Annotated in this window: 27 protein-coding genes; 20 read left to right on the forward strand and 7 right to left on the reverse strand. The window is 56.1% G+C overall.

The window, feature by feature from the left end:
* Nucleotides 1–59: 59 nt before the first annotated feature.
* From azu to Q9R35_RS12865, 6 genes are all read right to left on the reverse strand, one after another.
* Entirely contained in the window at nucleotides 60–506 is a 447-nt protein-coding gene (gene azu, locus Q9R35_RS12840; RefSeq protein ID WP_042489505.1) for an azurin, read from the reverse strand.
* Between the two features lie 246 nt (nucleotides 507–752).
* Nucleotides 753–1,391 (reverse strand): LysE family translocator, encoded by a 639-nt coding sequence (locus Q9R35_RS12845; RefSeq protein WP_311219953.1) that lies wholly within the window; start codon nucleotides 1,389–1,391, stop codon nucleotides 753–755.
* A gap of 99 nt (nucleotides 1,392–1,490) precedes the next feature.
* Entirely contained in the window at nucleotides 1,491–2,294 is an 804-nt protein-coding gene (locus tag Q9R35_RS12850) for an AraC family transcriptional regulator (RefSeq protein WP_311219954.1), read from the reverse strand.
* Nucleotides 2,275–4,242 carry a CHASE2 domain-containing protein gene (locus tag Q9R35_RS12855; protein ID WP_311219955.1) on the reverse strand — a complete coding sequence of 656 codons (1,968 nt, stop codon included), beginning with the start codon at nucleotides 4,240–4,242 and terminating at the stop codon, nucleotides 2,275–2,277. The genes Q9R35_RS12850 and Q9R35_RS12855 overlap by 20 nt, the downstream gene beginning before the upstream one ends.
* Nucleotides 4,243–4,258: 16 nt before the next feature.
* The gene (locus tag Q9R35_RS12860; RefSeq protein WP_197313556.1) at nucleotides 4,259–5,353 is read right to left on the reverse strand and encodes a FecR domain-containing protein; all 1,095 of its coding nucleotides are present in this window, start codon (nucleotides 5,351–5,353) and stop codon (nucleotides 4,259–4,261) included.
* A gap of 9 nt (nucleotides 5,354–5,362) precedes the next feature.
* Nucleotides 5,363–6,067 (reverse strand): response regulator transcription factor, encoded by a 705-nt coding sequence (locus Q9R35_RS12865; protein WP_045930639.1) that lies wholly within the window; start codon nucleotides 6,065–6,067, stop codon nucleotides 5,363–5,365.
* Between the two features lie 420 nt (nucleotides 6,068–6,487).
* Between Q9R35_RS12865 and rpsL the strand changes: the two genes are divergently transcribed.
* From rpsL to rpsQ, 17 genes are all read left to right on the forward strand, one after another.
* On the forward strand, nucleotides 6,488–6,859 hold the full coding sequence (gene rpsL / locus Q9R35_RS12870) for a 30S ribosomal protein S12 (protein WP_042489490.1): 372 nt from the start codon (nucleotides 6,488–6,490) through the stop codon (nucleotides 6,857–6,859).
* Between the two features lie 139 nt (nucleotides 6,860–6,998).
* Complete coding sequence (gene rpsG / locus Q9R35_RS12875; protein WP_035269562.1) at nucleotides 6,999–7,469, forward strand: 30S ribosomal protein S7; 471 nt, start codon at nucleotides 6,999–7,001, stop codon at nucleotides 7,467–7,469.
* Nucleotides 7,470–7,486: 17 nt separating this feature from the next.
* Nucleotides 7,487–9,589, forward strand: a complete 2,103-nt coding sequence (gene fusA / locus Q9R35_RS12880) for an elongation factor G (protein ID WP_035269563.1) — start codon at nucleotides 7,487–7,489, stop codon at nucleotides 9,587–9,589.
* A 77-nt stretch (nucleotides 9,590–9,666) separates the two neighbouring features.
* Nucleotides 9,667–10,857 (forward strand): elongation factor Tu, encoded by a 1,191-nt coding sequence (gene tuf / locus Q9R35_RS12885; protein ID WP_054513288.1) that lies wholly within the window; start codon nucleotides 9,667–9,669, stop codon nucleotides 10,855–10,857.
* 146 nt (nucleotides 10,858–11,003) lie between these two features.
* Complete coding sequence (gene rpsJ, locus Q9R35_RS12890) at nucleotides 11,004–11,315, forward strand: 30S ribosomal protein S10 (protein ID WP_003803053.1); 312 nt, start codon at nucleotides 11,004–11,006, stop codon at nucleotides 11,313–11,315.
* Nucleotides 11,316–11,599: 284 nt separating this feature from the next.
* Entirely contained in the window at nucleotides 11,600–13,534 is a 1,935-nt protein-coding gene (locus Q9R35_RS18705; RefSeq protein WP_063692220.1) for a glycine betaine ABC transporter substrate-binding protein, read from the forward strand.
* On the forward strand, nucleotides 13,531–14,373 hold the full coding sequence (locus tag Q9R35_RS12905; RefSeq protein WP_042489264.1) for an ATP-binding cassette domain-containing protein: 843 nt from the start codon (nucleotides 13,531–13,533) through the stop codon (nucleotides 14,371–14,373). The genes Q9R35_RS18705 and Q9R35_RS12905 overlap by 4 nt, the downstream gene beginning before the upstream one ends.
* Before the next feature lie 240 nt (nucleotides 14,374–14,613).
* Entirely contained in the window at nucleotides 14,614–15,288 is a 675-nt protein-coding gene (gene rplC, locus Q9R35_RS12910; protein ID WP_003803046.1) for a 50S ribosomal protein L3, read from the forward strand.
* Between the two features lie 3 nt (nucleotides 15,289–15,291).
* Nucleotides 15,292–15,912, forward strand: coding sequence for a 50S ribosomal protein L4 (rplD, locus tag Q9R35_RS12915; protein ID WP_009462425.1), 621 nt, complete (start codon nucleotides 15,292–15,294; stop codon nucleotides 15,910–15,912).
* Nucleotides 15,909–16,205, forward strand: a complete 297-nt coding sequence (gene rplW / locus Q9R35_RS12920) for a 50S ribosomal protein L23 (RefSeq protein ID WP_003803043.1) — start codon at nucleotides 15,909–15,911, stop codon at nucleotides 16,203–16,205. Before rplD ends, rplW begins: the two co-directional genes overlap by 4 nt.
* Nucleotide 16,206: 1 nt before the next feature.
* Nucleotides 16,207–17,034, forward strand: coding sequence for a 50S ribosomal protein L2 (gene rplB, locus Q9R35_RS12925; protein ID WP_042489246.1), 828 nt, complete (start codon nucleotides 16,207–16,209; stop codon nucleotides 17,032–17,034).
* Between the two features lie 12 nt (nucleotides 17,035–17,046).
* The gene (rpsS, locus tag Q9R35_RS12930; RefSeq protein ID WP_003803039.1) at nucleotides 17,047–17,322 is read left to right on the forward strand and encodes a 30S ribosomal protein S19; all 276 of its coding nucleotides are present in this window, start codon (nucleotides 17,047–17,049) and stop codon (nucleotides 17,320–17,322) included.
* Between the two features lie 3 nt (nucleotides 17,323–17,325).
* Nucleotides 17,326–17,655: a 50S ribosomal protein L22 gene (gene rplV, locus Q9R35_RS12935; RefSeq protein WP_009462426.1), complete on the forward strand. Its 330-nt coding sequence runs from the start codon at nucleotides 17,326–17,328 to the stop codon at nucleotides 17,653–17,655.
* Between the two features lie 9 nt (nucleotides 17,656–17,664).
* Nucleotides 17,665–18,438, forward strand: coding sequence for a 30S ribosomal protein S3 (gene rpsC, locus Q9R35_RS12940; protein WP_003803035.1), 774 nt, complete (start codon nucleotides 17,665–17,667; stop codon nucleotides 18,436–18,438).
* A 3-nt stretch (nucleotides 18,439–18,441) separates the two neighbouring features.
* Complete coding sequence (gene rplP / locus Q9R35_RS12945; protein ID WP_003803033.1) at nucleotides 18,442–18,858, forward strand: 50S ribosomal protein L16; 417 nt, start codon at nucleotides 18,442–18,444, stop codon at nucleotides 18,856–18,858.
* Nucleotides 18,859–18,867: 9 nt separating this feature from the next.
* Entirely contained in the window at nucleotides 18,868–19,059 is a 192-nt protein-coding gene (gene rpmC / locus Q9R35_RS12950; RefSeq protein ID WP_003803032.1) for a 50S ribosomal protein L29, read from the forward strand.
* A 1-nt stretch (nucleotide 19,060) separates the two neighbouring features.
* The gene (gene rpsQ, locus Q9R35_RS12955; protein WP_003803027.1) at nucleotides 19,061–19,336 is read left to right on the forward strand and encodes a 30S ribosomal protein S17; all 276 of its coding nucleotides are present in this window, start codon (nucleotides 19,061–19,063) and stop codon (nucleotides 19,334–19,336) included.
* A gap of 201 nt (nucleotides 19,337–19,537) precedes the next feature.
* Here rpsQ and Q9R35_RS12960 read toward each other — a convergent pair whose 3' ends face one another.
* Nucleotides 19,538–20,506 carry an AraC family transcriptional regulator gene (locus Q9R35_RS12960; RefSeq protein WP_042489240.1) on the reverse strand — a complete coding sequence of 323 codons (969 nt, stop codon included), beginning with the start codon at nucleotides 20,504–20,506 and terminating at the stop codon, nucleotides 19,538–19,540.
* A gap of 129 nt (nucleotides 20,507–20,635) precedes the next feature.
* Between Q9R35_RS12960 and Q9R35_RS12965 the strand changes: the two genes are divergently transcribed.
* Genes Q9R35_RS12965 through Q9R35_RS12975 form a run of 3 tightly spaced genes read left to right on the forward strand, consistent with a single transcriptional unit; the run spans nucleotide 20,636 to nucleotide 23,078 of the window.
* Entirely contained in the window at nucleotides 20,636–21,196 is a 561-nt protein-coding gene (locus Q9R35_RS12965; protein WP_009462432.1) for a carboxymuconolactone decarboxylase family protein, read from the forward strand.
* Nucleotides 21,181–22,272 (forward strand): acyl-CoA dehydrogenase family protein, encoded by a 1,092-nt coding sequence (locus Q9R35_RS12970; RefSeq protein ID WP_311219956.1) that lies wholly within the window; start codon nucleotides 21,181–21,183, stop codon nucleotides 22,270–22,272. Before Q9R35_RS12965 ends, Q9R35_RS12970 begins: the two co-directional genes overlap by 16 nt.
* The gene (locus Q9R35_RS12975; protein ID WP_311219957.1) at nucleotides 22,269–23,078 is read left to right on the forward strand and encodes an ATP-binding cassette domain-containing protein; all 810 of its coding nucleotides are present in this window, start codon (nucleotides 22,269–22,271) and stop codon (nucleotides 23,076–23,078) included. Before Q9R35_RS12970 ends, Q9R35_RS12975 begins: the two co-directional genes overlap by 4 nt.
* Nucleotides 23,079–23,082: the final 4 nt, after the last annotated feature.

The following is a 23,082-nucleotide window of genomic DNA, read 5'->3' on the forward strand; positions in this document are numbered from 1 at the left end:
ACCTGGCTATGCCACGTGGGGATTTTTTATGGCCGTCTGGCGGCTACAAGCGGATGTGCTTAGCTACCCAGCTTGATTTCGCCAGTCATGATGCTCCAGTGACCAGGGAAGGAGCAAAAGAAAGCGTAGTCTTCGCCTTCTTTCAGCTTGGAGACGTCAAAGGTTACGGAGGTGCTTTCACCGCCGCCGACCACGTCAGTGTGGGCGATCACGCGCTCGTCACCGGCTTTAACGTAGTTGTTGTCCAGGCCGGCTTTCATGCCATCGGTAGCAACAGCGCTTTCATCGGATTTCTTCGAGATAACGACGTTGTGGCCCATGGCTGCTTTAGGCAGCTTGCCGGTGTGTTTCAGGTTGATCGTGAATTCCTTGCATGTCTTGTCAACAACGATGCTCTTGGTGTTGAACTGCATGGAGTCATTGCCTTCGATGGTAATGTCGCAAGCAGCAAAAGCAGGCACGCTGGCCAATCCAAGAACGGCTGTGAAAGCAAGTTTGGCAAACATTCTAGTAACTCCTCGAAAACTGACAAAAAAAGGAACGGGACACGGGGGTGTTGTTCCGGTCTTACAGCATAGACTGTAGCGCACTAAAGGTGCTTAACAAAACGTAGACCCGGACTATTTTACCGGCTTATGTTGCCCCGTCCGACCCCGCGAATGATTTGTTTTCTCATCGTTTGATATGGCTCTAACAGCCTCACTCTATCGCCTCTAGGGAGCTTGACGCCAGCGCAGAGCAGGTGTCGCTTTTCAGGGCGCTTCAGTCAGATGTTGGGCCACATTGAATAGCGCGGCGGTGGCAATCAGGCAGAGCAGCAGCCCACAGAGCTGTTCTATTCGCGGCAAGTGCTTTTGTATCCCCTGTTGCCAGCGAGGATGCCCGATCAGAACGGTAATGAACAAATCCCAGAGCAATATAATAAAAAACATCCACAGACCCAGCAATATGTGCAGAATCGGACCTGCACGGCTGCTTGCCAGTACCGAGGCCAGGCTGGCGTAAAACAGGGCGTTTTTAGGGTTCAGCAGGCCGGAGAGCAAACCCATCAGAACATGATGCCACCAGCCGCCTGTAGAAGCGCCAGAGGCACTGATCCGTTGCTGGGTGTCGTGACGGGCCGATTGCAGAAATTTCACGCCCAGGTACAGCAGATACAGGCCTCCAGCACCCTGAAGCAGCAAAAAGAGGGGGCTGCCGGTACTCATCCGTGTAAAACCCGTCAGCGCCAGGCTGATATATAGGCCGTTGGCCAAGGCGACGCCTGCGCAAGCTCCGCTTGCTACCCAGCGGCCATGGGCCAAGGTGCTGCGTGCAATCAGGAAGAAATCGGGGCCGGGGGAAAGCAGGGCCAGGAAATGGGTGCTGGCGATCAGCAAGAACAGGGTCACGGCGGTCAATCCTGGAGAAAACCGCAGTGTGACGAGAAGGATAGGGTGCGTATTGAATGAAAGTGCACGCCCAAGGAGGGGCAGGGCGCTGGATGGTGTCTAGCCTCGGTATTGCCCTGGCGTGACGCCGGTGTAGTGCTTGAATACGCGTTGAAAATGGCTTTGATCCGCAAAGCCCAGACGATAGGCAATATCAGCCAGCTCATCACCTTGGAGCAAGGCATCACGGGCCAGGTTGATGCGCTGATTCAATTGCCAGCGCTGTGGCGTCAGACCAGTATGGCGGCGAAAGGCACGAATCAGCTGGTAGCGGCTAAAACCGGTTTCCTGAGCCAGTTCGTGCAGTGGGATAGTGGCTAACTGGCCTTTAACCCAGCGATCCAGGGTTTTCTGCAAAACGGGGCTAGGCGGGGGAGCGGGTGCCAAGGGCTGGGATTGGGCTGAGCCATGGTGAAGCAAAAAGTCGATCAGCGCTGCTTCTTTGCTCAGTACTGGAGCGGCTGAAAACAAGAGGGTGTTCAACTCACAGTAGGCTGCATAAAGCTCCGGTTCGTGACTAACACGGATAGGCTCCTGGGCCCCAAGCCTGAATCCCGTGCTTTCCTGCCAAAGCTGCTTCAGCCATGCTGCGTCCAGATGCAGCATCTGATAGCTCCAGGATTGATCCGGCAGAGGGTTGCAGGCGTGGCTACGGTGCGCGGGAACAAAGACCAGCGAGCCAGGTGCAAGCTGGACCGGGCCGCCAGGCGCGCCCGTAAAGACGCTGCCACCGCTATCAACGGCACCGATGGAGAAGGTCGGGTGACTGTGCTCCTGGTAGCAGATACGACTGTCGCAAGCGCGGCGGCTCTCGACATAGGGCAGGGCCTTGTCCCGCCAGAACTCAGCCTTCATCGGAAACATCAATGGTGCTCAGGGAAACGATAAAGGTACAGCCCTGTTCGTTGGTGCTGTCCAGGGCAATGTCGCCACCATGCTTGTTGATGACGGTTTTCACAAAAGCCAGACCCAGCCCGCTACCTGAAGGCGCACCGGCGGTGTTCTCATGGGCACGGTGATAGGGTTCGAAAATAGTTGCCTGATTTTCGATTGGAATACCCCAGCCCTGATCCTTGACGAATATCCGCACTGTTTTTTTATCCAGAACCAGCTCTATATCAATCTGGTTGCCATCCGGCCCATATTTGATGGCGTTCTGAATCAGGTTGGTAAAGGCACGGCGCAGCATGGGAGCGTTGCCGTTTACCCAGACCAGTTCCGAGTCATGCAGGTTCAGGCTGATGGAGCGTTTGCTGGCACTGGCCCAGGCATCGTCCATACAGTCTGCCAGCAGATCGGGCAGAGCAAGCGGGCTTAGCACCATCTCCATCGCTTCGGCTCGTGCCAGGCTGATGAAGTTATCGACCAGCTCCAGCGTTTGTTCGGCATAGTTTTCCATCTTGTGCAGGAACTGGTCGGGCGGCAGCATGCTGTCATCCTGACGTTGCAGGCTGGCCAGAGCCAGGATGGAGTTCTGGGGGGCCCGCATATCGTGCGAGATAAAGCGCAGTGTTTCTTCACGCTTGGTTTGGGCCTGGCGCAGCAGATTGATGGATTTGTGCAGTTGCGTCAGACGATGGGGCAGGTTACGTGCACTCAAGCCAGACAGCCGCTCGTTCAGCGCCGTTCTGACATCGGGGTATTCCAGCTGCAGCTTGTTCAGTTCTTCCGTGACCTGATTCAGGGCGGCTTCCTGGCTGCGCCAATGCCAGAGCGGGTAGGCTAGCAGGACGGTAATCAGGCTGGCCAGGGGCGGAATCCACAGGTTGAAGCCATGCATGGCGATCCAGTTCACCAGCAAGATCGCAAAGACCAGCCCGATCAGGCTCAGCAAGGTGGCGCGTGGCGACAGATAGATCAGAACCTGACACGCCAGCAGGACTGGCAAGCAACTGGCCAGCGCAATAAACCAGGCTGGCGGTGTGCGCACCCATTGATTGCTGCGTACAGCCTGCAGGGTATTGGCCAGAATCTCCACACCCGACATGCTGCTCATGCCGGCTTTGGATAATGGGGTTGGAAAGGTATCTCCCAGCCCACTGCCCCAGGCGCCGACCAGGACGTATTTGTCCTTGAAGAAAGAGGCCGGGATGTCCCCATTCAGTACATTGAAGTAAGGAACGGTCTGAAAGTGCCCACTGCGCCCCAGAAAAGGAATGTGCGGAATGTCAGTCTTGCTGGAGTCCAGGGCCTGCAAGGCCAGATCCATATCTCCGCCCGTCATTAACATTGCAATCGTAAAGTGCGGCAGCACGCGTTCCAAGGGAGTGACACGTTGCAGCGCGACACGGCGAACCACACCATCCGGGTCGGGTTCGATATTGATATACCCCGATGCTTTGGCCGCCTGGCTGAGCATGGGAATGGCGGTATGGACGATGTAGCGCTGCGGGTCATATACCAGCGGCAGGACTACACGCCCATGTTGCTGAATGGCTTGCGTTAGAGCGCGATCATCATCGGGATAGGCGGGATTGGGTTCCTGAAAGACCAGGTCTATGCCAACCGCACGGGCCTGTTCAAGACGGCCTAACAGTTGCGCGTGGTTGATACGCCGCCAGGGCCAGAAACCCAGATTGGCAATGCTGTAGTCGTCAATTGCGACGATGACAATGTCCGGGGGGGCGGCCTGTGGAATTGCCGCCGCCATGGTGAAGTCGTAAATCAGGTTGTTCAGCTTGCCCAGAGCGAAATCGTCACGCAGGGAGCTGAACAACAAGGTCAGCAGCATCAGCAAGCCCGAGACCAGATGCCACTCTTTCCGAATCCGGTCAGAGAGTAGCTTGCTGTTTCTGGGGGCTGGGCTGCTCATGCCGTACGCCGTTTAGCTACTCGAATTGAGAGAGCAAGATTGGGTCGCCAAAATTGCTGACCACGGCCTGGCCATCCGAGCTGGTCAGGCTGGCTGCGCCTTCAAAGCTTTCGATCGTGTCCGGACCCATCAGACCGTGGCGGTCAATGGCACGTACGGTGACGTAGTAGGTGCCGGGGCGCGAGGCACCGAACTGAATGTCCGTATCGGTCGTGATGTCGCGCGACAGCAGCTTGGCGCCTTGCGGATCGGTGGAGGTCTGAACCAGATAGGCCTGGGCACCGGGTACAGCCTGAATCGTGCTGTTCCATTGACCGCCGCGACGCTCGGGGGTGGAGATTTGCGGGGCGGGCAACAAGGGCGCCAGTGCCATGATGTTGCCGTCTGTGCCCACCGCAGCCCCTTGATTCTGCTTCAGGGCAGTGGGGGTGCTGCGTTGCTGGGTTCCCAGTTCTGCACGACCTTCCAGCACTTCGCTGTGAGCCATGCCTTGCTGAGTGCGCACACGCAATTCGGTGCCCCGCACGCCGGTAATGCTGACAGGGGTACGGACTTCAAAGCGGCCCACGCCGGTTTTCTCCGGGGACACACGCGATTCCACGTCGCCATCATCCAGAGCGATGATCGAGTCGGTCAGGCCCGTGCCTTCAAAGGCACGCATGCGGGTCACGCTCAAGGACGCCTGGGCGGGCACGCTCAATTGGCTGCCGTCCTGCAGTTCCAGTGTCAGGTAGCCGTTGCTGCCCGTGCGTATCAGGTCGCCTTCCTGCAAATGCGTGGTTCCTGCGCCCAGCGCTTGTCCGTTTACCAGAATCTGGCCGGTTTGGTGCGTGATGCGGGCGGGGGCGGCCACTTCCGGGATCATGCGAAACGGAATGTTCAGCTCTTTGCCAATGGGCAGGCGATAAGGGTCAGCCACCGCATTCAAGCGCTGGATTTCGGACCAGTTACGGCTCTGGCGTGTGTAAGTCTGGGAAATATCCAGCAAGGTGTCACCGGCCAGCACTTTGTAGACGAAGTTCTCGCCACGGGCGCCGGAAGGTTGAGCTGACACGACGCCACCCCAAATCAGGCCGCAAACAAGGGGGGCGGCGATACGCAAAGTAATCATAGAAGTCGGCTAGCTAGGGTCGGTCAAAAGTTCAAGGCGATAGCCCAGGGCGTAAGATGCCGTCAGGCGCACCCCGTTTTCGGGTCGCAACTGGAGTTTACGGCGTATGTTGGACAGGTGAGTGTCCAGCGTACGGGAGGTGGCCGGAATTTCCCGGTTCCAGACCGCGGAGCTTAAAACATCACGCGAGAACAGGCGGCCGGGGTTGCGAAACAGCAAAAGGGCCAGTTCAAATTCTTTGGGCGCCAGGGTGACGGTTTCCCCGTCCAGCACAATATGGCCTTGTTCAGGAAAGATATCGTAGCCCGCAAACGAAAAGCGGCTGTCCTGAGTGGCCGAGGTGCTCAGATCCATACGCCGGACAGCAGCATTGACGCGCGCAACCAGCTCTCCCTTGCGTACGGGCTTATTAATATAGTCGTCGGCTCCGGCCTGCAAACCCGTGACCAGATCCTCTTCCTGGGTACGGCTGGTCAGGAATATGACGGGCAGGGCATGACCCAGTGTGGTGCGAACCCAACGCAACACATCCAGGCCGCTGACATCCGGCAGTTCCCAGTCCAGTAGCAATAAACCGAAATTATGTGGCTTGGCCAGTGCGGCCAGCAGGTCCTTTCCTTGATGAAAGGAGCGACACTCATAGCCAGCCTCGGTCAGGATCCGGGCAATCAGTTCAGCCTGGACGAGGTCGTCTTCCAGGGAAGCGATGATCATGGGTATTGTCCTTGTCGCAGAAGTGCAATAGCCCTGCAGTATAACGATATGTAGATAGCGAGTGACCAAGTGCTTCCATGCGTGTGCGGTGACAACGGGAAAGTGCTGGATCAGTGTCCAAATCGTTGACCTATAAGGGTTTACTGTGGTAAATTTTAGAGCTTACTTTAAGGATCCTTTGCCGGTACACCTTGCAGTAATTTGATGGCAGCCCTGAATTTAGGGGCTGCGGGCACTTTTTTAGTGCTTGAAATCAAGCCCAAGCCAAGTGCAAGACCGCTCTTTTTCGTGTTTTATGGGGAGTGGTATTGCGCAATGCCGCTTCCGGTACAGGGTTTCAAAACCCGCCAACTGGACGGCGTTTTTCAAAACACATACGTCAACCAGTACGTAAAGTACGTTATAGGATACGTAAAGGTCATGCCAACCATTAGCCAGCTCGTGCGTAAACCGCGCGAAGTCAGCCGCGTTAGCAGCAAGAGCCCAGCGCTCGAGAACTGCCCACAGCGCCGCGGTGTTTGCACCCGTGTATACACCACGACCCCCAAGAAGCCTAACTCCGCTCTGCGTAAAGTCGCCAAAGTGCGTCTGACCAACGGCTTCGAAGTTATTTCTTACATCGGTGGTGAAGGCCACAACCTGCAAGAGCACTCGGTCGTTCTCGTCCGTGGTGGTCGTGTTAAAGACTTGCCAGGTGTGCGTTACCACATCGTTCGCGGTGCTCTTGACCTGCAAGGCGTCAAGGACCGTAAACAGTCCCGCTCCAAGTACGGCGCCAAGCGTCCCAAGTAATCCATGTATCCATCGATCAGTTCACTGATCTGGATCCGTGCAACCGTGGCCTGAGTGCCATGGTAGGTAAGTGGTCATTTGTCATGAATGACCGAGACCGCGAAAAGCGGTTCAACTGAATAGTCACAAGGAAATTAAAATGCCTCGCCGTCGCGAAGTACCCAAACGTGAAATCCTACCTGACCCAAAATTTGGCAGCGTTGAGCTGGCCAAATTCATGAACGTGGTCATGCTGTCCGGCAAGAAAGCTGTTGCCGAACGTATTGTTTATGGCGCGCTGGAACAAATTGCGCAGAAAACCGGCAAAGATCCGCTCGAAGTGTTTAATGCTGCCATCAATAATGTAAAACCTGTTGTTGAAGTCAAGAGCCGCCGTGTTGGTGGTGCTAACTACCAGGTTCCTGTCGAAGTGCGCCCTGTCCGTCGTCTGGCTCTGGCCATGCGCTGGATGCGCGAAGCCGCTAAAAAGCGCGGTGAAAAATCGATGGACTTGCGCCTGGCCGGCGAATTGTCCGATGCGGCCGAAGGCCGTGGCGGTGCAATGAAAAAGCGTGAAGACACGCACAAGATGGCCGATGCTAACAAAGCATTCAGCCATTTCCGTTGGTAATCTGAGGACATATAACCATGGCCCGCAAAACCCCCATTCAGCGCTACCGCAATATCGGTATCTCGGCTCACATCGACGCCGGGAAAACGACCACTACCGAGCGCATCCTGTTCTACACCGGTGTGAACCACAAGCTGGGCGAAACCCACGAAGGTTCGGCCACCATGGACTGGATGGAGCAAGAGCAAGAGCGCGGGATCACCATTACCTCGGCTGCTACCACTGCTTTCTGGCGTGGTATGGCGGGCAATTACCCAGAACACCGTATCAACATCATTGATACCCCCGGTCACGTTGACTTCACTATTGAAGTTGAGCGTTCCATGCGCGTGCTGGACGGCGCTTGCATGGTTTACTGCGCGGTGGGTGGTGTTCAGCCTCAGTCGGAAACCGTATGGCGTCAAGCCAACAAGTATGGCGTGCCTCGTCTGGCCTTCATCAACAAGATGGACCGTACTGGCGCTAACTTCTTCAAGGTTTACGACCAGCTCAAGCTGCGTCTGAAAGCCCACCCCGTGCCTGTCGTTATCCCGATCGGCGCTGAAGAAGAGTTCCAAGGCGTGGTTGACCTGATCAAGATGAAAGCAATCATCTGGGATCAAGCCAGCAACGGCGTGAAATTTGAATACACCGACATTCCTGCCGAGCTGCAAGCTTCGGCCGAAGAATGGCGCGAAAAAATGGTCGAGTCGGCTGCTGAAGCCAGCGAAGACCTGATGAACAAGTACCTGGAGAACGGTGACCTCTCCGAAGAGGACATCAACCTGGGTCTGCGTACACGTACCATTGCCTGCGAAATTCAGCCAATGCTGTGCGGTACCGCGTTCAAGAACAAGGGTGTACAGCGCATGCTGGACGCCGTGATCGACTACCTGCCATCGCCAGTGGATATTCCACCTGTCGAAGGTACGGACGATGACGGTGAAGTCATTCATCGTAAAGCCAACGACGAAGAGCCTATGTCCGCTCTGGCGTTCAAGCTGATGACTGACCCCTTTGTTGGTCAATTGACTTTCGTGCGCGTTTACTCGGGCGTTCTGCGTTCGGGCGACACGGTCTACAACCCTATCAAGGGCAAAAAAGAGCGTATCGGCCGTATCTTGCAGATGCACGCAAACAACCGTGCCGAACTGAAAGAACTGGTTGCTGGTGACATCGCTTCCGTGGTGGGTCTGAAAGACGTGACCACAGGTGAAACCCTGTGTGACGCTGGTCAGCACATCATTCTGGAACGCATGGAGTTCCCCGAGCCCGTGATTTCGCAGGCTGTGGAACCAAAGACCAAGTCCGACCAGGAAAAAATGGGCGTGGCCTTGTCCCGTCTGGCTCAGGAAGATCCTTCTTTCCGCGTCAGCAGCGACGAAGAATCCGGCCAGACCATTATTTCCGGTATGGGCGAGCTGCACCTGGAAGTTCTGGTAGACCGCATGCGCCGTGAATTCGGCGTGGAAGCCAACGTGGGTAAACCACAAGTGGCTTACCGCGAAACCATCCGCAAGACTTGCGACGAAATCGAAGGTAAATTCGTCAAGCAGTCCGGTGGTCGTGGTCAGTACGGTCACGTTGTCCTCAAGCTGGAGCCCCTGGAAGCAGGCGGCGGCTTTGAGTTCGTTGACGCCATCAAGGGCGGTGTGGTTCCTCGCGAATTCATTCCTGCCGTTGAGAAAGGTATCCGCGAAACTCTGTCCGCAGGTGTGGTCGCTGGCTACCCAGTGGTTGACGTCAAGGCTACGCTGTTCTTCGGTTCGTACCACGATGTGGACTCGAACGAAAACGCCTTCCGTATGGCTGCTTCGATGGCCTTCAAGGATGGTATGCGCAAGGCTGCCCCAGTTCTGCTGGAGCCGACCATGGCTGTAGAAGTTGAAACCCCTGAGGAATACGCCGGTACAGTGATGGGTGACTTGTCCTCCCGTCGCGGTATGGTTCAGGGTATGGACGATATGGTTGGTGGTGGCAAGGTCATCAAGGCCGAGGTTCCTCTGGCCGAGATGTTCGGTTACTCGACCAGCCTGCGTTCGCAAACACAAGGTCGCGCTACGTACACCATGGAATTCAAGCAATATGCTGAAGCTCCAAAGAACGTGGCTGACGAAGTGATCAGCGCTCGCGGTAAGTAATAGCAATATCAGCCCGCCCTATGGCGGGCTGCTCAACAATTTTTTTGTTTTCCTGTAAAACATAATTGGGATAAATCATGGCAAAAGGTAAGTTTGAACGGACTAAACCGCACGTCAACGTCGGTACTATCGGTCACGTTGACCACGGTAAAACCACTCTGACCGCTGCAATCTGCACGGTTCTGTCCAAGGCATACGGCGGCGAAGCACGCGATTACTCGCAGATCGACAACGCCCCTGAAGAAAAAGCACGTGGTATCACCATCAGCACCTCGCACGTTGAGTACGAGACGCCTAACCGTCACTACGCACACGTTGACTGCCCCGGCCACGCTGACTACGTCAAGAACATGATTACCGGTGCTGCCCAGATGGACGGCGCTATCTTGGTTTGCTCGGCCGCTGACGGCCCAATGCCTCAGACTCGCGAGCACATCCTGCTGAGCCGTCAGGTTGGCGTTCCTTACATCATCGTGTTCCTGAACAAGGCCGACATGGTTGATGACGAAGAGCTGATCGAACTGGTTGAAATGGAAGTTCGTGAGCTGTTGTCCAAGTACGACTTCCCTGGCGACGACACCCCGATCATCAAGGGTTCGGCCAAACTGGCTCTGGAAGGCGACGAAGGCCCACTGGGCAGCCAAGCCGTTCTGGCTCTGGCCGAAGCGCTGGACAACTACATTCCTACGCCTGAGCGTGCCGTTGACGGTACGTTCCTGATGCCTGTTGAAGACGTGTTCTCGATCTCCGGCCGTGGTACGGTTGTGACCGGTCGTATTGAGCGTGGCATCATCAAGGTCGGCGAAGAAATCGAAATCGTGGGTATCAAAGACACGGTCAAGACCATTTGTACCGGCGTTGAAATGTTCCGCAAACTGCTGGACCAAGGCGAAGCTGGCGATAACGTCGGTCTGTTGCTGCGTGGTACCAAGCGTGAAGACGTGGAACGTGGTCAAGTTCTGGCCAAGCCAGGCTCGATCAAGCCACACACTGACTTCGACGCCGAGGTGTACATTCTGTCCAAAGAAGAAGGTGGTCGTCACACTCCTTTCTTCAAGGGCTACCGTCCTCAGTTCTACTTCCGTACAACTGACGTGACCGGCACCATCGAGCTGCCAGAAGACAAGGAAATGGTTCTGCCAGGCGACAACATTTCGATGAAAGTGTCCCTGATCGCTCCTATCGCCATGGAAGAAGGTCTGCGCTTCGCTATTCGCGAAGGCGGCCGTACCGTTGGCGCTGGCGTGGTTGCAAAAATCATCAAGTAATAAGCCTTGATCGCGGTGTGAAGGTGCAAACCTTCCCGCCGCGTCTTTGCTACCCCCAAAAGGGGTGCTTTTTAGTCAGAGTTTCTTCGAGCAATTGATAAGCTCAGTCAAAAAGCCCCCACTTATATCGTTCTTTAGGATTACCCATGAAAAACCAGAAAATCCGCATCCGTCTGAAGGCTTACGATTACAAGTTGATCGATCAGTCTGCTGCTGAGATCGTAGAAACCGCCAAGCGCACCGGCGCTGTTGTTCGTGGTCCAGTACCACTGCCAACACGTATCCGTCGCTACGACATTCTGCGTTCGCCGCACGTCAACAAGACATCGCGCGATCAGTTTGAAATGCGTACCCACCAGCGCTTGATGGACATTGTCGATCCTACCGACAAGACCGTCGACGCTCTGATGCGTCTGGATTTGCCAGCCGGTGTTGACGTCGAAATCGCTCTGCAGTAATTCTGCCTAGCTGTTCGAGTTACATCGAAAGAAACGCCATGCAACTGCATGGCGTTTTTTTTCGCCTGCAAGCCGGCCTTCAGATTCTGAAGATTCGCATGCTACCCAAGGGGCGACTATTGTCCGCTTTCCTGGATGGGAAAAGCCTGGCTCTCCGGCCCTTCGCAACTTTTCTATTCCGACATTGCTACTGGATAAAGCGGATTTCGGGTAGTTTTTTACGACCGGACACACTTTGATCTGAAAACAAATGCGACGATGGGCGGGGTTGAAGGAGGACAAGAATGATAAATCGGAGACGAAAGCCGTTCCTGGCCCTGTGGTATTTCCTGGGGTTGTGGCTATGCCTGTGGGGGGCTAATGCATCGGCACAAGCATGTGCTGACAATAAACCGGTGCGTCTGGCCGATCTGAGTTGGGAAAGCGCAGCATTTAGCACCGAGCTGTATCAGCAGATTCTGGAGAAGGCTTACGGTTGCAAGACAGAGCGGGTGCCAGGGTCCTCGGCGGCTCTGGAAAGTGCGCTGGCACAAAATGATATTCAGGTGATTGGCGAGATCTGGTCAGGACGTACCGAGATCATCGAAAAGGCCATCGAAGCTGGTCAGGTCCAGGTGCTGGGCAATACCTTGAAGGGCGGAGCCGAGCAGGGCTGGTATGTGCCGGATTATGTCGTCGATGGTGACCCGGACAAGGGAATCAAGCCAACTGCTCCCGATCTACAGAAAGTGGAAGACCTAGGGCGCTACGCCACTGTTTTCAGCGACCCGGAGCAGCCGAATAAAGGCCGCTTCTATAACTGCCCCTCCGGTTGGGTATGTGAAACCTTCAATAGCCGCTTGTTCGATCTCTATGGTCTGGGCGAGCATTATCAAAACTTCCGGCCTGGCACAGGCGCGGCTCTGGATGCCGCAATCAGTGCTGCCTATGACAGGCGCGAACCCATCCTGTTCTACTACTGGCAGCCTGCCGGCCTTATGGCCAAATACTCTTTCAAGAAGCTGGTCAGTGCTCCTTTTAATGAAGGCTGCTGGGAGGCTGCAGTTTCCGGCAAGGGCAAGATTTGCCCGACGGACTTTATCCTGGCGCATATAGGCGTAGCGGCTTCTACTCCTTTCGTGGAGTCTTATCCCGAGCTGGTGGCTTTGTTTGAAAAGATCCAGCTGGAGCCCGAGCAGATGAACAAGATCATTTTGGGCATGACCGAAGGCGGGCAGAACGCCAGCACGCAGGTACAGAAGTTCCTGAAAGAAAACGAAGAGCAATGGCGTCAGTGGATGCCGGTGGCGCAGGCAGATCGCTTGCAGGCTGCCCTGGAGCCACAGGCGACAAAACCCGCAGCCACCGCGCAGTCCCGTTTCTTCCCGGAGTGGTCCGCTGCTGATTGGGTGAACCGTCAGTTGCTGGTTGCCGTACAGGATTGGGGCACGGGTTTTCGCCAGATCAGTGCCTGGATTCTGACGCATGCCATCTTGCCGGTTGAGCGTGTCCTGCAGCAGGTGCCGGCCTGGGCGATTCTGACTTTGACAGGCTTGTTGGCCTGGTGGGGACAACGACGTTTTCTGCCCGTCCTGCTGTATGTGGGTGGCTTGTATCTGATCGGAGCCATGGGTCTGTGGGACAAGTTGATGCAAACCTTCACTCTGGTGTTGGTGGCGACCGTCTTCTCTGTGCTGATCGGTGTTCCGGTTGGCATTCTGACTGCTCGCAGTCGCCTGCTAAGAAAAGTGCTGACGCCTGTGCTGGATGTGATGCAGACCATGCCCAGTTTTGTATATCTGATTCCGGTGCTGATGCTGTTTGGCCTGGGCAAGGTGCCCGCTGTTCTGGCTACCGTGGTCTATGCCGTCCCTCCCTTGATTCGTCTGACCAGCCTTGGTCTGCGACAGGTGGACAAGCATGTGATGGAGGCGGCACAGGCCTATGGGGTCACGCGCTGGCAAATGCTGACCAAGGTCACCTTGCCCTTGGCGCGGCCCAGCATTATGGCGGGCATTAATCAAACCACCATGATGGCCTTGTCCATGGTGGTGGTCGCCTCCATGATTGGTGCTCAAGGTTTGGGTGAGGACGTATTGGCCGGCATTCAGACCCTGGATATAGGACGTGGCTTGCAGGCGGGGGTAGCGATTGTGATCCTGGCCATTGTCATTGACCGAATCTCTCAATCCTTTGGTCGTTCCCAGCGTCACCGCCGCAAGGTCAGGAGGCAAGCATGAATACCATTCCTACTTCGTCCGGCGAGCAGGCCTGCAAGATAGAGTTGCGAGATGTCTATAAAGTCTTTGGCAATCGGGCGCCCGAAGCCGTGGAACTGTTAAAGCAGGGAGCCGATAAACAGGCCGTGCAAAAGCAGACGGATTGCATCGTGGGCCTGGCTGGCGTGGATGCCTGCTTCCCCGCGCAACAGATATCCTGCGTCATGGGCTTGTCCGGTTCGGGCAAGTCCACCTTGGTGCGTCACATCAATCGCCTGATTGACCCCAGTGCCGGACAGGTACTGGTGGACGGGCAGGACATACTGCAACTGGACATGGCCAGCTTGCGACAATTCCGTCGCTATGGAATCAGCATGGTCTTTCAGGCCTTTGGTTTGCTGCCCCATTTAACGGTAGTGGAGAACGTTGCCTTTGGCCTGGAAGTGCGGGGTGACAAGCGTTCACAAGCCAGAGAGCAGGCTCGACTATGGCTGGAGCGTGTGGGTCTGCAAGACTATGCGGATAACTACCCTGATGAATTGTCAGGCGGGATGCAGCAACGGGTTGGTCTGGCCCGAGCCTTGGCCGTTGATGCCGATATTCTGTTGATGGACGAGGCCTTCTCGGCCCTGGACCCCCTGATTCGCTACGAGATGCAGGACGAGCTGCTACGCCTGCAAAGCAGCCTGAACAAAACCATCATCTTTATTACTCACGATATTGATGAAGCATTGCGGCTTGGCCAACACATCGTGGTGCTGCGCGAGGGCAGGGTGGAACAAAGCGGTACTCCGGCTCAAATTCGTGATGAGCCGGTGAACGAATACGTGGCCCGTTTCGTCAATAAGGCACATCAATAGAAAATTGGCCATGAATCAATTTTCCTGATCGTGAACGCATGGCCACGACGGCCAAATTCGAAAAAACTGTTGTCAATCAAGCAGTTTAGGGCAGATTTTTGCAGTAAATCTTGCTTGGCTTTACAGCCACGTGCTATATTTACTAGCTTAGCCAAAAAGTTTTGGCTATGGTCGTCGCGCAAATCATTGCGTGTACTCTCAGTTAGCCCTGACCAATCGTAGTCAGGAATGGAGAAAACGATGTCGAACTCGACACCTACGCCTGCCGCGTGGCGGCTGGGCCTTGTTGGGCGTAAAGTTGGCATGACCCGTGTGTTTACAGAGGAAGGCGAGTCCATCCCTGTGACCGTTCTGGACGTGTCCAACAACCGCATCACCCAGGTCAAGACGCCCGCAGTTGACGGTTACGCCGCTGTACAGGTTGCCTTTGGCACCCGTCGTGCAACACGCGTTACCAAGCCCCAGGCAGGGCACTATGCAAAAGCTGGCGTTGAAGCTGGCAGCATCCTGAAAGAATTCCGCCTCGACCCCGCTGCTATCGCCGAGCTTTCCGCCGGTTCCGTAGTTGCTGTGGAAAGCATTTTCGAAGCGGGTCAGAAGGTTGACGTTACGGGCACCACGATTGGTAAAGGCTTTGCCGGTACCATCAAACGCCACAATTTTGGCGGCCAGCGTAACAGCCACGGTAACTCGCGCTCGCACCGCGTACCCGGTTCCATTGGTCAAGCCCAGGATCCAGGCCGTGTGTTCAAAGGTAAAAAAATGTCGGGCCATATGGGTGACGTTACCCGTACGGTTCAGAATCTTGACGTGATCCGCGTCGACGCCGAGCGTGGCTTGTTGCTGGTCCGGGGCGCTGTCCCAGGTCACAAGAATGCCAATATCGTTGTGCGCCCTGCTGTGAAAGGAGCCTAATCCATGGAACTGAAGCTCCTGAACGAACAAGGCCAAGCTGCATCCACATTGCAGGCCAACGAAACCGTTTTCGGTCGTGAATTCAACGAAGCACTGGTTCACCAGATCGTTGTTGCATACCAAGCCAATGCTCGCAGCGGTAACAGCAAGCAATTGACTCGTGCCGAAGTCAACCACAGCACCAAGAAGCCATGGCGCCAGAAAGGCACCGGCCGCGCTCGTGCTGGTATGACATCCTCGCCCGTGTGGCGTGGAGGCGGTCGTGCATTCCCCAACACCGGTGAAGAAAACTACGCACACAAGGTCAACAAGAAGATGTACCGCGCCGGTATCAGCGCGATTCTGTCTCAGTTGGTCCGCGACGAGCGTCTGTTGGTTGTTGATTCCTTCACTCTGGAAGCACCCAAGACCCGTCTGGCAGCCAACAAGCTGAAAGACCTGGGCCTGGAATCCGTGCTGATCATCACCGACGCGCTGGACGAGAACGTGTACCTGGCTACGCGTAACCTGCCTCACGTTGCTGTGGTTGAACCACGCTACGCTGACCCGCTGTCCCTGATCCACTACAAAAAAGTGTTGGTCACCAAAGCGGCTGTCGCTCAGTTTGAGGAGATGTTGGGATGAACGCCGAACGTCTATTGCAAGTAATTCTGGCTCCTGTCGTGACTGAAAAAGCCACGTACGTTGCCGAAAAAAATCAGCAAATCGCTTTCCGCGTCGCTCCTGATGCTACCAAGCCTGAAATCAAAGCTGCTATTGAACTGCTGTTCAAGGTAGAAGTTGAATCGGTGCAGGTGCTCAATCAGAAGGGCAAGGAAAAGCGCTTTGGCCGTTTCATGGGTCGCCGCCGCAGTGTGCGCAAGGCATATGTCTCGCTCAAGCCCGGTCAGGAACTCGACTTTTCTGAGGTGAACTAATATGGCATTGGTAAAAGTAAAACCAACGTCGCCAGGTCGCCGTGGCATGATCAAAGTAGTTCACCCTGAACTGCACAAAGGCGCTCCTTACGCTGCTCTGCTCGAGAAAAAATCCAGCAGCGCTGGCCGTAACAACAACGGCCATATCACGGTTCGTCACCGTGGCGGCGGTCACAAGCAGCACTACCGTATTGTCGACTTCCGTCGCAACAAGGACGGTATTCCTGCGAAAGTAGAACGTCTGGAATACGACCCTAACCGCAGCGCTCACATCGCATTGGTGTGCTACGCAGACGGCGAGCGTCGTTACATTATCGCCCCTCGTGGTCTGGCAGTGGGTGCAACGGTTGTGTCTGGCGCGGAAGCTCCTATCCGTTCCGGCAACACCTTGCCTATCCGCAACATTCCTGTGGGTCAAACCATTCACTGCATCGAGATGCTGCCTGGTAAGGGTGCTCAAATCGCTCGTTCCGCTGGTGGTTCCGCTGTGTTGCTGGCTCGTGAAGGCACGTACGCTCAAGTACGTCTGCGTTCCGGTGAAGTCCGCCGCATTCACATCGACTGCCGCGCCACGATTGGCGAAGTCAGCAACCACGATCACAGCCTGCGTCAAATCGGTAAAGCCGGTGCTGTTCGCTGGCGTGGTATTCGTCCTACCGTTCGCGGTGTGGCGATGAACCCAGTCGATCACCCGCACGGTGGTGGTGAAGGTCGTACGGGTGAAGGCCGTGAGCCAGTCAGCCCATGGGGTACGCCTGCCAAGGGCTACCGCACCCGTCGTAACAAGCGCACAGACAACATGATTGTTTCGCGCCGTAAGCGCAAGTAAGGGGCGAACACTATGTCACGTTCGATTAAAAAAGGCCCATTCGTTGATGCTCACCTGATCAAAAAGGTTGACGCAGCCGTTGTGGGTAACGACAAGCGACCAATCAAAACCTGGTCGCGCCGCTCTACCATCCTGCCCGAGTTCATTGGGCTGACGATTGCCGTTCACAATGGCCGTCAACACATTCCCGTTTACATCAACGAGAACATGGTTGGCCACAAGCTCGGCGAGTTCGCTTTGACCCGTACTTTCAAGGGTCACGCTGCGGACAAAAAGGCCCGGAGATAAGTGATGGAAACTACAGCAATTATTCGTGGAGTCCATATTTCGGCGCAAAAAGCACGTCTGGTTGCGGACATGGTCCGCGGCAAGTCCGTCGCTCACGCTCTGAATACGCTGACTTTCACTCCCAAGAAAGCCGCTGGCATCATCAAGAAAGCTCTGGAATCGGCTATTGCCAACGCTGAGCACAATGACGGCGCCGACATCGACGAACTGAAAGTCACCTCCATTTACGTGGACAAGGCCCAGTCGTTGAAGCGTTTTTCTGCACGAGCCAAAGGCCGCGGTAACCGTATTGAGAAGCAGACTTGCCACATTGTGGTCAAAGTCGGCGCTTAAGGAGTCACAATGGGACAGAAAATCCACCCAATTGGGTTCCGCCTGGCTGTTAACCGTAACTGGAGCTCGCGTTGGTACGCTGACGGTGCTGAGTTCGGTACGATGTTGGCTGACGACATCCGTGTGCGCGAATACCTGAAACGCAAGCTGAAAAGCGCCTCCGTTGGCCGTGTGGTCATCGAGCGTCCTGCCAAAAATGCTCGCATCACTATTTACTCGGCTCGTCCTGGTGTAGTGATCGGCAAGCGCGGCGAGGACATCGAAAGCCTGAAGGCTGACCTGCAGCGCCTGTTGGGCGTGCCAGTGCACGTTAACATCGAAGAAATCCGCAAACCTGAAACCGACGCTCAACTGATCGCCGACTCCATTGCCCAGCAATTGGAAAAGCGCATCATGTTCCGTCGTGCGATGAAGCGTTCCATGCAAAACGCCATGCGTCTGGGTGCCCAAGGCATCAAGATCATGAGCTCGGGTCGCTTGAACGGCATCGAAATCGCTCGTACCGAATGGTACCGCGAAGGCCGTGTGCCTCTGCACACCCTGCGCGCTAACATCGATTACGGCACTTCCGAAGCGCACACGACGTACGGGATCATCGGTATCAAGGTCTGGGTCTACAAGGGCGACATGCTGCCTAACGGCGAAATGCCTGTTGACACCGTAGCCCCTGAAGAGCGCCGCCCACGTCGTCCACGTGGTGACCGCCCTGAAAACCGCCGTCCAGGTGGTCGTGGTCGCGGTCCTCGTAAAGACGCTGCTCCTGCTGCGTCCGAAGGAGAATAAAACATGCTGCAACCTTCTCGCAGAAAGTACCGCAAAGAGCACAAAGGCCGTAACACCGGTCTGGCAACTCGCGGTGCGCAAGTTTCGTTTGGCGAATTTGGTCTGAAAGCCACTGACCGTGGCCGTCTGACTGCTCGCCAGATCGAAGCAGCACGTCGTGCAATTAACCGTCACATCAAACGTGGTGGCCGCATCTGGATCCGTATCTTCCCCGATAAGCCAATTTCGCAGAAACCTGCCGAAGTTCGTATGGGTAACGGTAAGGGTAATCCAGAGTTCTGGGTCGCTGAGATTCAACCAGGCAAGGTCCTGTACGAAATGGAAGGTGTTAGCGAAGAGCTGGCACGCGAAGCATTCCGTCTGGCCGCTGCCAAGCTGCCTATCTCGACGACGTTCGTAACGCGTCAGATCGGTGCTTAAGGAGACGTCATGAAAGCCAGCGAACTCCGTACCAAAGATGCCGCCGAGCTCCAGAAAGAGCTCGAGAGCCTGTTGAAAGCACAATTTAACCTGCGCATGCAGCGTGCTACTCAACAGCTTTCCAACACCAGCCAATTGGGCAAAGTACGTCGCGACATCGCTCGTGTCCGTACTGTCATGGCTGAGACCGCAGGAAAGTAAGATGAGCGAAACTCAAACTACCGAAAAACGTCAACGTACCCTGATTGGTCAAGTTGTCAGCAACAAGATGGACAAAACTGTCGTCGTTCTGGTTGAACGCCGCGTTAAACATCCCTTGTATGGCAAGATCATCGTCCGCTCCAATAAATACAAAGCGCACGACGAGACCAACCAGTACAACGAAGGCGATACCGTTGAGATTTCCGAAGGCCGTCCTATCAGCCGCAGCAAGTCCTGGACTGTTGTGCGTCTGATCGAAGCAGCCCGCGTGATCTAAACGCTTGCTCAGATGCCCAGGCTTCGGCCTGGCTCTGGTAGGTCAAAAAAACCCCGATCTGGTTACAGATTGGGGTTTTTTTATGCCCGGTTGTTTGTCGACGGGCACGGGAACAAAATCCTAGGCTCGGGCCATTGACCTGCATGGATGATTGGGCTGAAAACAGAGGCTGGTTGCGGCCGTAAGTTGCATACAGTCGACTTAGCTACGCGAGTCTTGCTTGCGCCACTGTGCCGGGCTGACCCCCACACTACGCCTGAATGCGGCGCTGAAGGCGGCGGCGGAGCTATAGCCGATACGTTCGGCTATCTGTTCCATGGTCAGACCTTGTTCCAGCTGACGTTTGGCCAATTGCATACGTAGCTGCAGCAGCACCTGGGCTGGTGCCATGCCGCACAGCAAGGTAAAGCGGCGGTGAAAGGCAGCGCGCGACATGTTCAGATAGGCAGCCATATCATCAACTGACCAGGCTTTGGCAGGCTCACGCAGCAGTTGTTCTATCAGGCCGCCAAACGCAGAATCGCTGGCCAGATGAATCAGGCCAGCTGGCAGAGCTCCTTCAGCCGGTGTCTGCCCGATTTGCTGGCGCAAGGTATAGAACAACAATAGCTCCACCAGCTTTTCCAGCAAGCTGGAGTTGGCCTGTGGCTGACGCTGCATCTCGGCCTGGATCAAGTCCAGCAAAGGACGTCCAGAGTCCGCATCTGCCTGAGAACCATCAATCAACAAAACATCAGGCACGGTTGCCAGCAGCAATTCGCTCAAACCACGGCCCAGATCCAGAAAACCACAGAGCAAACCCGTGCTTTGCGGCACCTGCGGCTCCAGATTCTGCATGGTTTGCCGCTGCATGGCCGCGTTCCAGTCTGGCGGCGTGGGCGATGAGCTTAGGCGATGGGGCACATCCCGCAAGAAGAACACCGCATCACCCGCCTGCAAGGCCAGGGCGTCCTGATGCTGAATATGCAGCCAGCACGGCCCATGCAAGACCACATGAAAGCCTGCCCGTTGATGTCCGTGCAGGCTGCTTTCCCATTGATTGCAGTACTGGCCCAAGTGAAACAGGCTGGCCGAGATCTCCAGCCCGGACAAGAGCAGTTCCTCCACAGGGTGTCCTGTGTCTTTGGAATCGACAGCGCAATGGCTGTCAGGAAAGGCAGAGTCGCTCATGCAGAAAATATGCTTATTTCTTTTCGTGGATATTTTTAATATGAATACCGCTATGTTCGCACATGGAGATAAGGCGCCAGTCAATCGACAATAAAACCTTCTCGGATTAACTAAGGAATTGTCGCCATCATGACCCGCTTAACTTTGCATACTGTGGACTCCGCACCAGAGGCGGTCAAACCAGCCCTTGAAAAAGCTGTGCGTGGTAGCGGCTTTTTGTCCAATCTGCTGGCTATTTTGGCCAATGCGCCTGTTGCCCTGCAAGCCTATCAGGATATGTCCGCCCTGAACGCCACCGCCAGCCTGTCGCTGGTCGAGCGCGAGGTGGTGCAACTGGTAGCTGGCACCACTCACGGTTGCCGCTTCTGCGTGGCCGGTCACACTGCCATTGCGACCAATAAAGCCAAGCTGGACCCGGAAATCCTGGCTGCCTTGCGTGCGCGTGGCTTTGACCAGATCAACGACGAGCGCCTGCAAGCATTGGCTTTGTTCAGTCGCGCCGTGATCGATACCCGTGGTCAGGTATCCGACCAAGCCCTGGCTGATTTCCGTGCCGCCGGTTATGGCGACCAGCAGGCTTTGGAAGTGATTACCGGCATCGGCTTGGCGACGATCTGCAACTTTGCCAATAACCTGGCCCGTACGCCGCTCAATAGCCAGCTGGAGGCCTACGCATGGGAAACGCCTTAAAACGCGCTGAGCAGCCTGTGCTGGCCTCAGAGCGCCCTGTTTTGTCGCCCGGCTTGGCCCAGTGGCTGGAGGAGCACGCTCTTTCGCTGGACAACGATGCATCCCAGGCGCAGGCCTTGTTGCCTCGCCTGGCGCAAGACGGTTTGTTGAGCCTGGGCTTGAAAGCAGATTTTTCCGACTTTGGCGATGCTGTTCAGTCCATCGTGGAAGTGGCCGAGCATTCGCTGACAGCGGGTTTTGTCCTGTGGAGCCAGCGCACCTTTATTGAGTACCTGCGTGATGTTCAGGCCCCCGCGATGCGCGAGCGCTATCTGCCCGGTTTGCTGGACGGCAGTATTGCCGGTGCGACCGGCCTGTCCAACGCCATCAAGTTTTTGGGCGGCATTGAAGAGCTGCAAGTGCGTGCTCAGCCCGCACAAGGGCAATGGCAGTTTGAAGGCCGCCTGCCCTGGATTACCAATCTGCGTCCCGGGAACTGCCTGGTTGCCATTGTGGCCGCCATGCCCGAGGATCAGGCTGGTATCTGGGTGGCAGAGCTGGGGGATCAGGGATTGGAGCGTTCGGCAGACCTGGATCTGGTCGGATTGCGCGGCAGCAATACGGCGGCCTTGACGTTCAATAACGTGCGTCTGGGACAGGAGCGCTTGCTGCATCCCGATGCAGGCCACTTTGTGCGCACGGTACGCCCCCGTTTCATGGCGCTGCAATGCGGTATGACCATGGGTCTGGCACGTCGCTCCTTGAAGCAAGTGCTGGATGCGCCCCGCTGCCAATGGGTACAGGAACAGCCCGCCCGCCGTTTGCTGGATCGTGTACAGGAATTGTCGGATGTGCTGGTTGATGCCGTACGTAAGCCCGGCTCGGCCACGCCGCCTGACCTGTTCAAAGTCCGTATCGAGCTAAGCAGTCTGGCGTCGCAGGCTGTGGCCTTGGAAAGCTCTGCAATCGGCGGTGCAACCTATATGCAGGGCAAGCATCCGCAACTGTTGCGCCGTTATCGCGAAGCCATGCTGGTGCCTTTGATTTCGCCCACTGTGGCGCAGTTGAAAGCCGAACTTGGGCAGGATGCCGTATGAGGTCCGCCGCCCCCTCGCATACCGATTCTGAAGGGGCCGGGCTCTTGTCCGCACGGGGGATCAGTCTGGCCTACGGTGGCCAGACGATCTTGCAGAACCTGGATTTGACCGTGCGCGCGGGCGAGATCGTGGCGTTGCTGGGTCCCAGCGGGGTGGGCAAGTCCTCCTTGTTGCGGGTTCTGGCCGGTTTGCAAGCGCCCACTCAGGGCGAGGTGTCCTTTCTGGGGCAGGCCGTGCGTGGAGTTCATCCCGCTTTGGCTATGGCTTTTCAGGAAGCCATTCTCTTGCCGTGGCTGAACGTGCAGGCCAATACCGGCTTTGGCCTGGGCTTTGCTCGTCAACCTTCCGTATCGGCAGCAGAGCGCCGCCAGCGCGTTGAACAGGCGCTGCGTCAGGTCGGCCTCTATGAAAACCGCCATCAGCGTCCTGGCGCCTTGTCGGGCGGGATGGCACAGCGTGTTGCCATTGCGCGTTGTCTGGCTCGTCGTCCGCAGGTCTTGTTGATGGATGAGCCTTTTGGCGCGCTGGACGAAGTAACCCGCCGGCAGATGCAGGAGCTGATTCTGTCGATACGCGACCAGACTGGCTGCGCCATTGTGCTGGTCACTCACGATATTGATGAAGCCCTCTTGCTGGCGGACCGCGCCCTGCTTCTAGGTGGCCGTCCTGCCGGCTTGCAGCGTGAATGGAGCTGCCCGGCACATCCCCGATCTCATCTGGATAACTGGCTTCAGGCCATACGCCTGGAAATTGTGGCCAGCCTGGAGCAAAGCCTCTCCCAGGCGGTTCACGCTTCTGTTTTGTAAGGTG

Source organism: Alcaligenes sp. AB3 (assembly GCF_031844565.1).
GTDB classification, from domain to species: Bacteria; Pseudomonadota; Gammaproteobacteria; order Burkholderiales; family Burkholderiaceae_B; genus Alcaligenes; species Alcaligenes faecalis.

What these genes read in the sequence shown, in the direction of transcription:
- rplW (WP_003803043.1), top strand. Translation starts at nt 15,909, where the DNA reads ATGAACGCCGAACGTCTATTGCAAGTAATTCTGGCTCCTGTCGTGACT.
- Q9R35_RS12970 (WP_311219956.1), top strand. Translation starts at nt 21,181, where the DNA reads ATGGGAAACGCCTTAAAACGCGCTGAGCAGCCTGTGCTGGCCTCAGAG.
- rplB (WP_042489246.1), top strand. Translation starts at nt 16,207, where the DNA reads ATGGCATTGGTAAAAGTAAAACCAACGTCGCCAGGTCGCCGTGGCATG.
- rpsC (WP_003803035.1), top strand. Translation starts at nt 17,665, where the DNA reads ATGGGACAGAAAATCCACCCAATTGGGTTCCGCCTGGCTGTTAACCGT.
- Q9R35_RS12865 (WP_045930639.1), bottom strand. Translation starts at nt 6,067, where the DNA reads ATGATCATCGCTTCCCTGGAAGACGACCTCGTCCAGGCTGAACTGATT.
- rpsQ (WP_003803027.1), top strand. Translation starts at nt 19,061, where the DNA reads ATGAGCGAAACTCAAACTACCGAAAAACGTCAACGTACCCTGATTGGT.
- Q9R35_RS12905 (WP_042489264.1), top strand. Translation starts at nt 13,531, where the DNA reads ATGAATACCATTCCTACTTCGTCCGGCGAGCAGGCCTGCAAGATAGAG.
- Q9R35_RS12860 (WP_197313556.1), bottom strand. Translation starts at nt 5,353, where the DNA reads ATGATTACTTTGCGTATCGCCGCCCCCCTTGTTTGCGGCCTGATTTGG.
- rpsJ (WP_003803053.1), top strand. Translation starts at nt 11,004, where the DNA reads ATGAAAAACCAGAAAATCCGCATCCGTCTGAAGGCTTACGATTACAAG.
- rplP (WP_003803033.1), top strand. Translation starts at nt 18,442, where the DNA reads ATGCTGCAACCTTCTCGCAGAAAGTACCGCAAAGAGCACAAAGGCCGT.
- rpsG (WP_035269562.1), top strand. Translation starts at nt 6,999, where the DNA reads ATGCCTCGCCGTCGCGAAGTACCCAAACGTGAAATCCTACCTGACCCA.
- rplC (WP_003803046.1), top strand. Translation starts at nt 14,614, where the DNA reads ATGTCGAACTCGACACCTACGCCTGCCGCGTGGCGGCTGGGCCTTGTT.
- rplD (WP_009462425.1), top strand. Translation starts at nt 15,292, where the DNA reads ATGGAACTGAAGCTCCTGAACGAACAAGGCCAAGCTGCATCCACATTG.
- Q9R35_RS18705 (WP_063692220.1), top strand. Translation starts at nt 11,600, where the DNA reads ATGATAAATCGGAGACGAAAGCCGTTCCTGGCCCTGTGGTATTTCCTG.
- azu (WP_042489505.1), bottom strand. Translation starts at nt 506, where the DNA reads ATGTTTGCCAAACTTGCTTTCACAGCCGTTCTTGGATTGGCCAGCGTG.
- rpmC (WP_003803032.1), top strand. Translation starts at nt 18,868, where the DNA reads ATGAAAGCCAGCGAACTCCGTACCAAAGATGCCGCCGAGCTCCAGAAA.
- fusA (WP_035269563.1), top strand. Translation starts at nt 7,487, where the DNA reads ATGGCCCGCAAAACCCCCATTCAGCGCTACCGCAATATCGGTATCTCG.
- rpsL (WP_042489490.1), top strand. Translation starts at nt 6,488, where the DNA reads ATGCCAACCATTAGCCAGCTCGTGCGTAAACCGCGCGAAGTCAGCCGC.
- tuf (WP_054513288.1), top strand. Translation starts at nt 9,667, where the DNA reads ATGGCAAAAGGTAAGTTTGAACGGACTAAACCGCACGTCAACGTCGGT.
- Q9R35_RS12975 (WP_311219957.1), top strand. Translation starts at nt 22,269, where the DNA reads ATGAGGTCCGCCGCCCCCTCGCATACCGATTCTGAAGGGGCCGGGCTC.
- Q9R35_RS12960 (WP_042489240.1), bottom strand. Translation starts at nt 20,506, where the DNA reads ATGAGCGACTCTGCCTTTCCTGACAGCCATTGCGCTGTCGATTCCAAA.
- Q9R35_RS12855 (WP_311219955.1), bottom strand. Translation starts at nt 4,242, where the DNA reads ATGAGCAGCCCAGCCCCCAGAAACAGCAAGCTACTCTCTGACCGGATT.
- Q9R35_RS12965 (WP_009462432.1), top strand. Translation starts at nt 20,636, where the DNA reads ATGACCCGCTTAACTTTGCATACTGTGGACTCCGCACCAGAGGCGGTC.
- rpsS (WP_003803039.1), top strand. Translation starts at nt 17,047, where the DNA reads ATGTCACGTTCGATTAAAAAAGGCCCATTCGTTGATGCTCACCTGATC.
- Q9R35_RS12850 (WP_311219954.1), bottom strand. Translation starts at nt 2,294, where the DNA reads ATGTTTCCGATGAAGGCTGAGTTCTGGCGGGACAAGGCCCTGCCCTAT.
- rplV (WP_009462426.1), top strand. Translation starts at nt 17,326, where the DNA reads ATGGAAACTACAGCAATTATTCGTGGAGTCCATATTTCGGCGCAAAAA.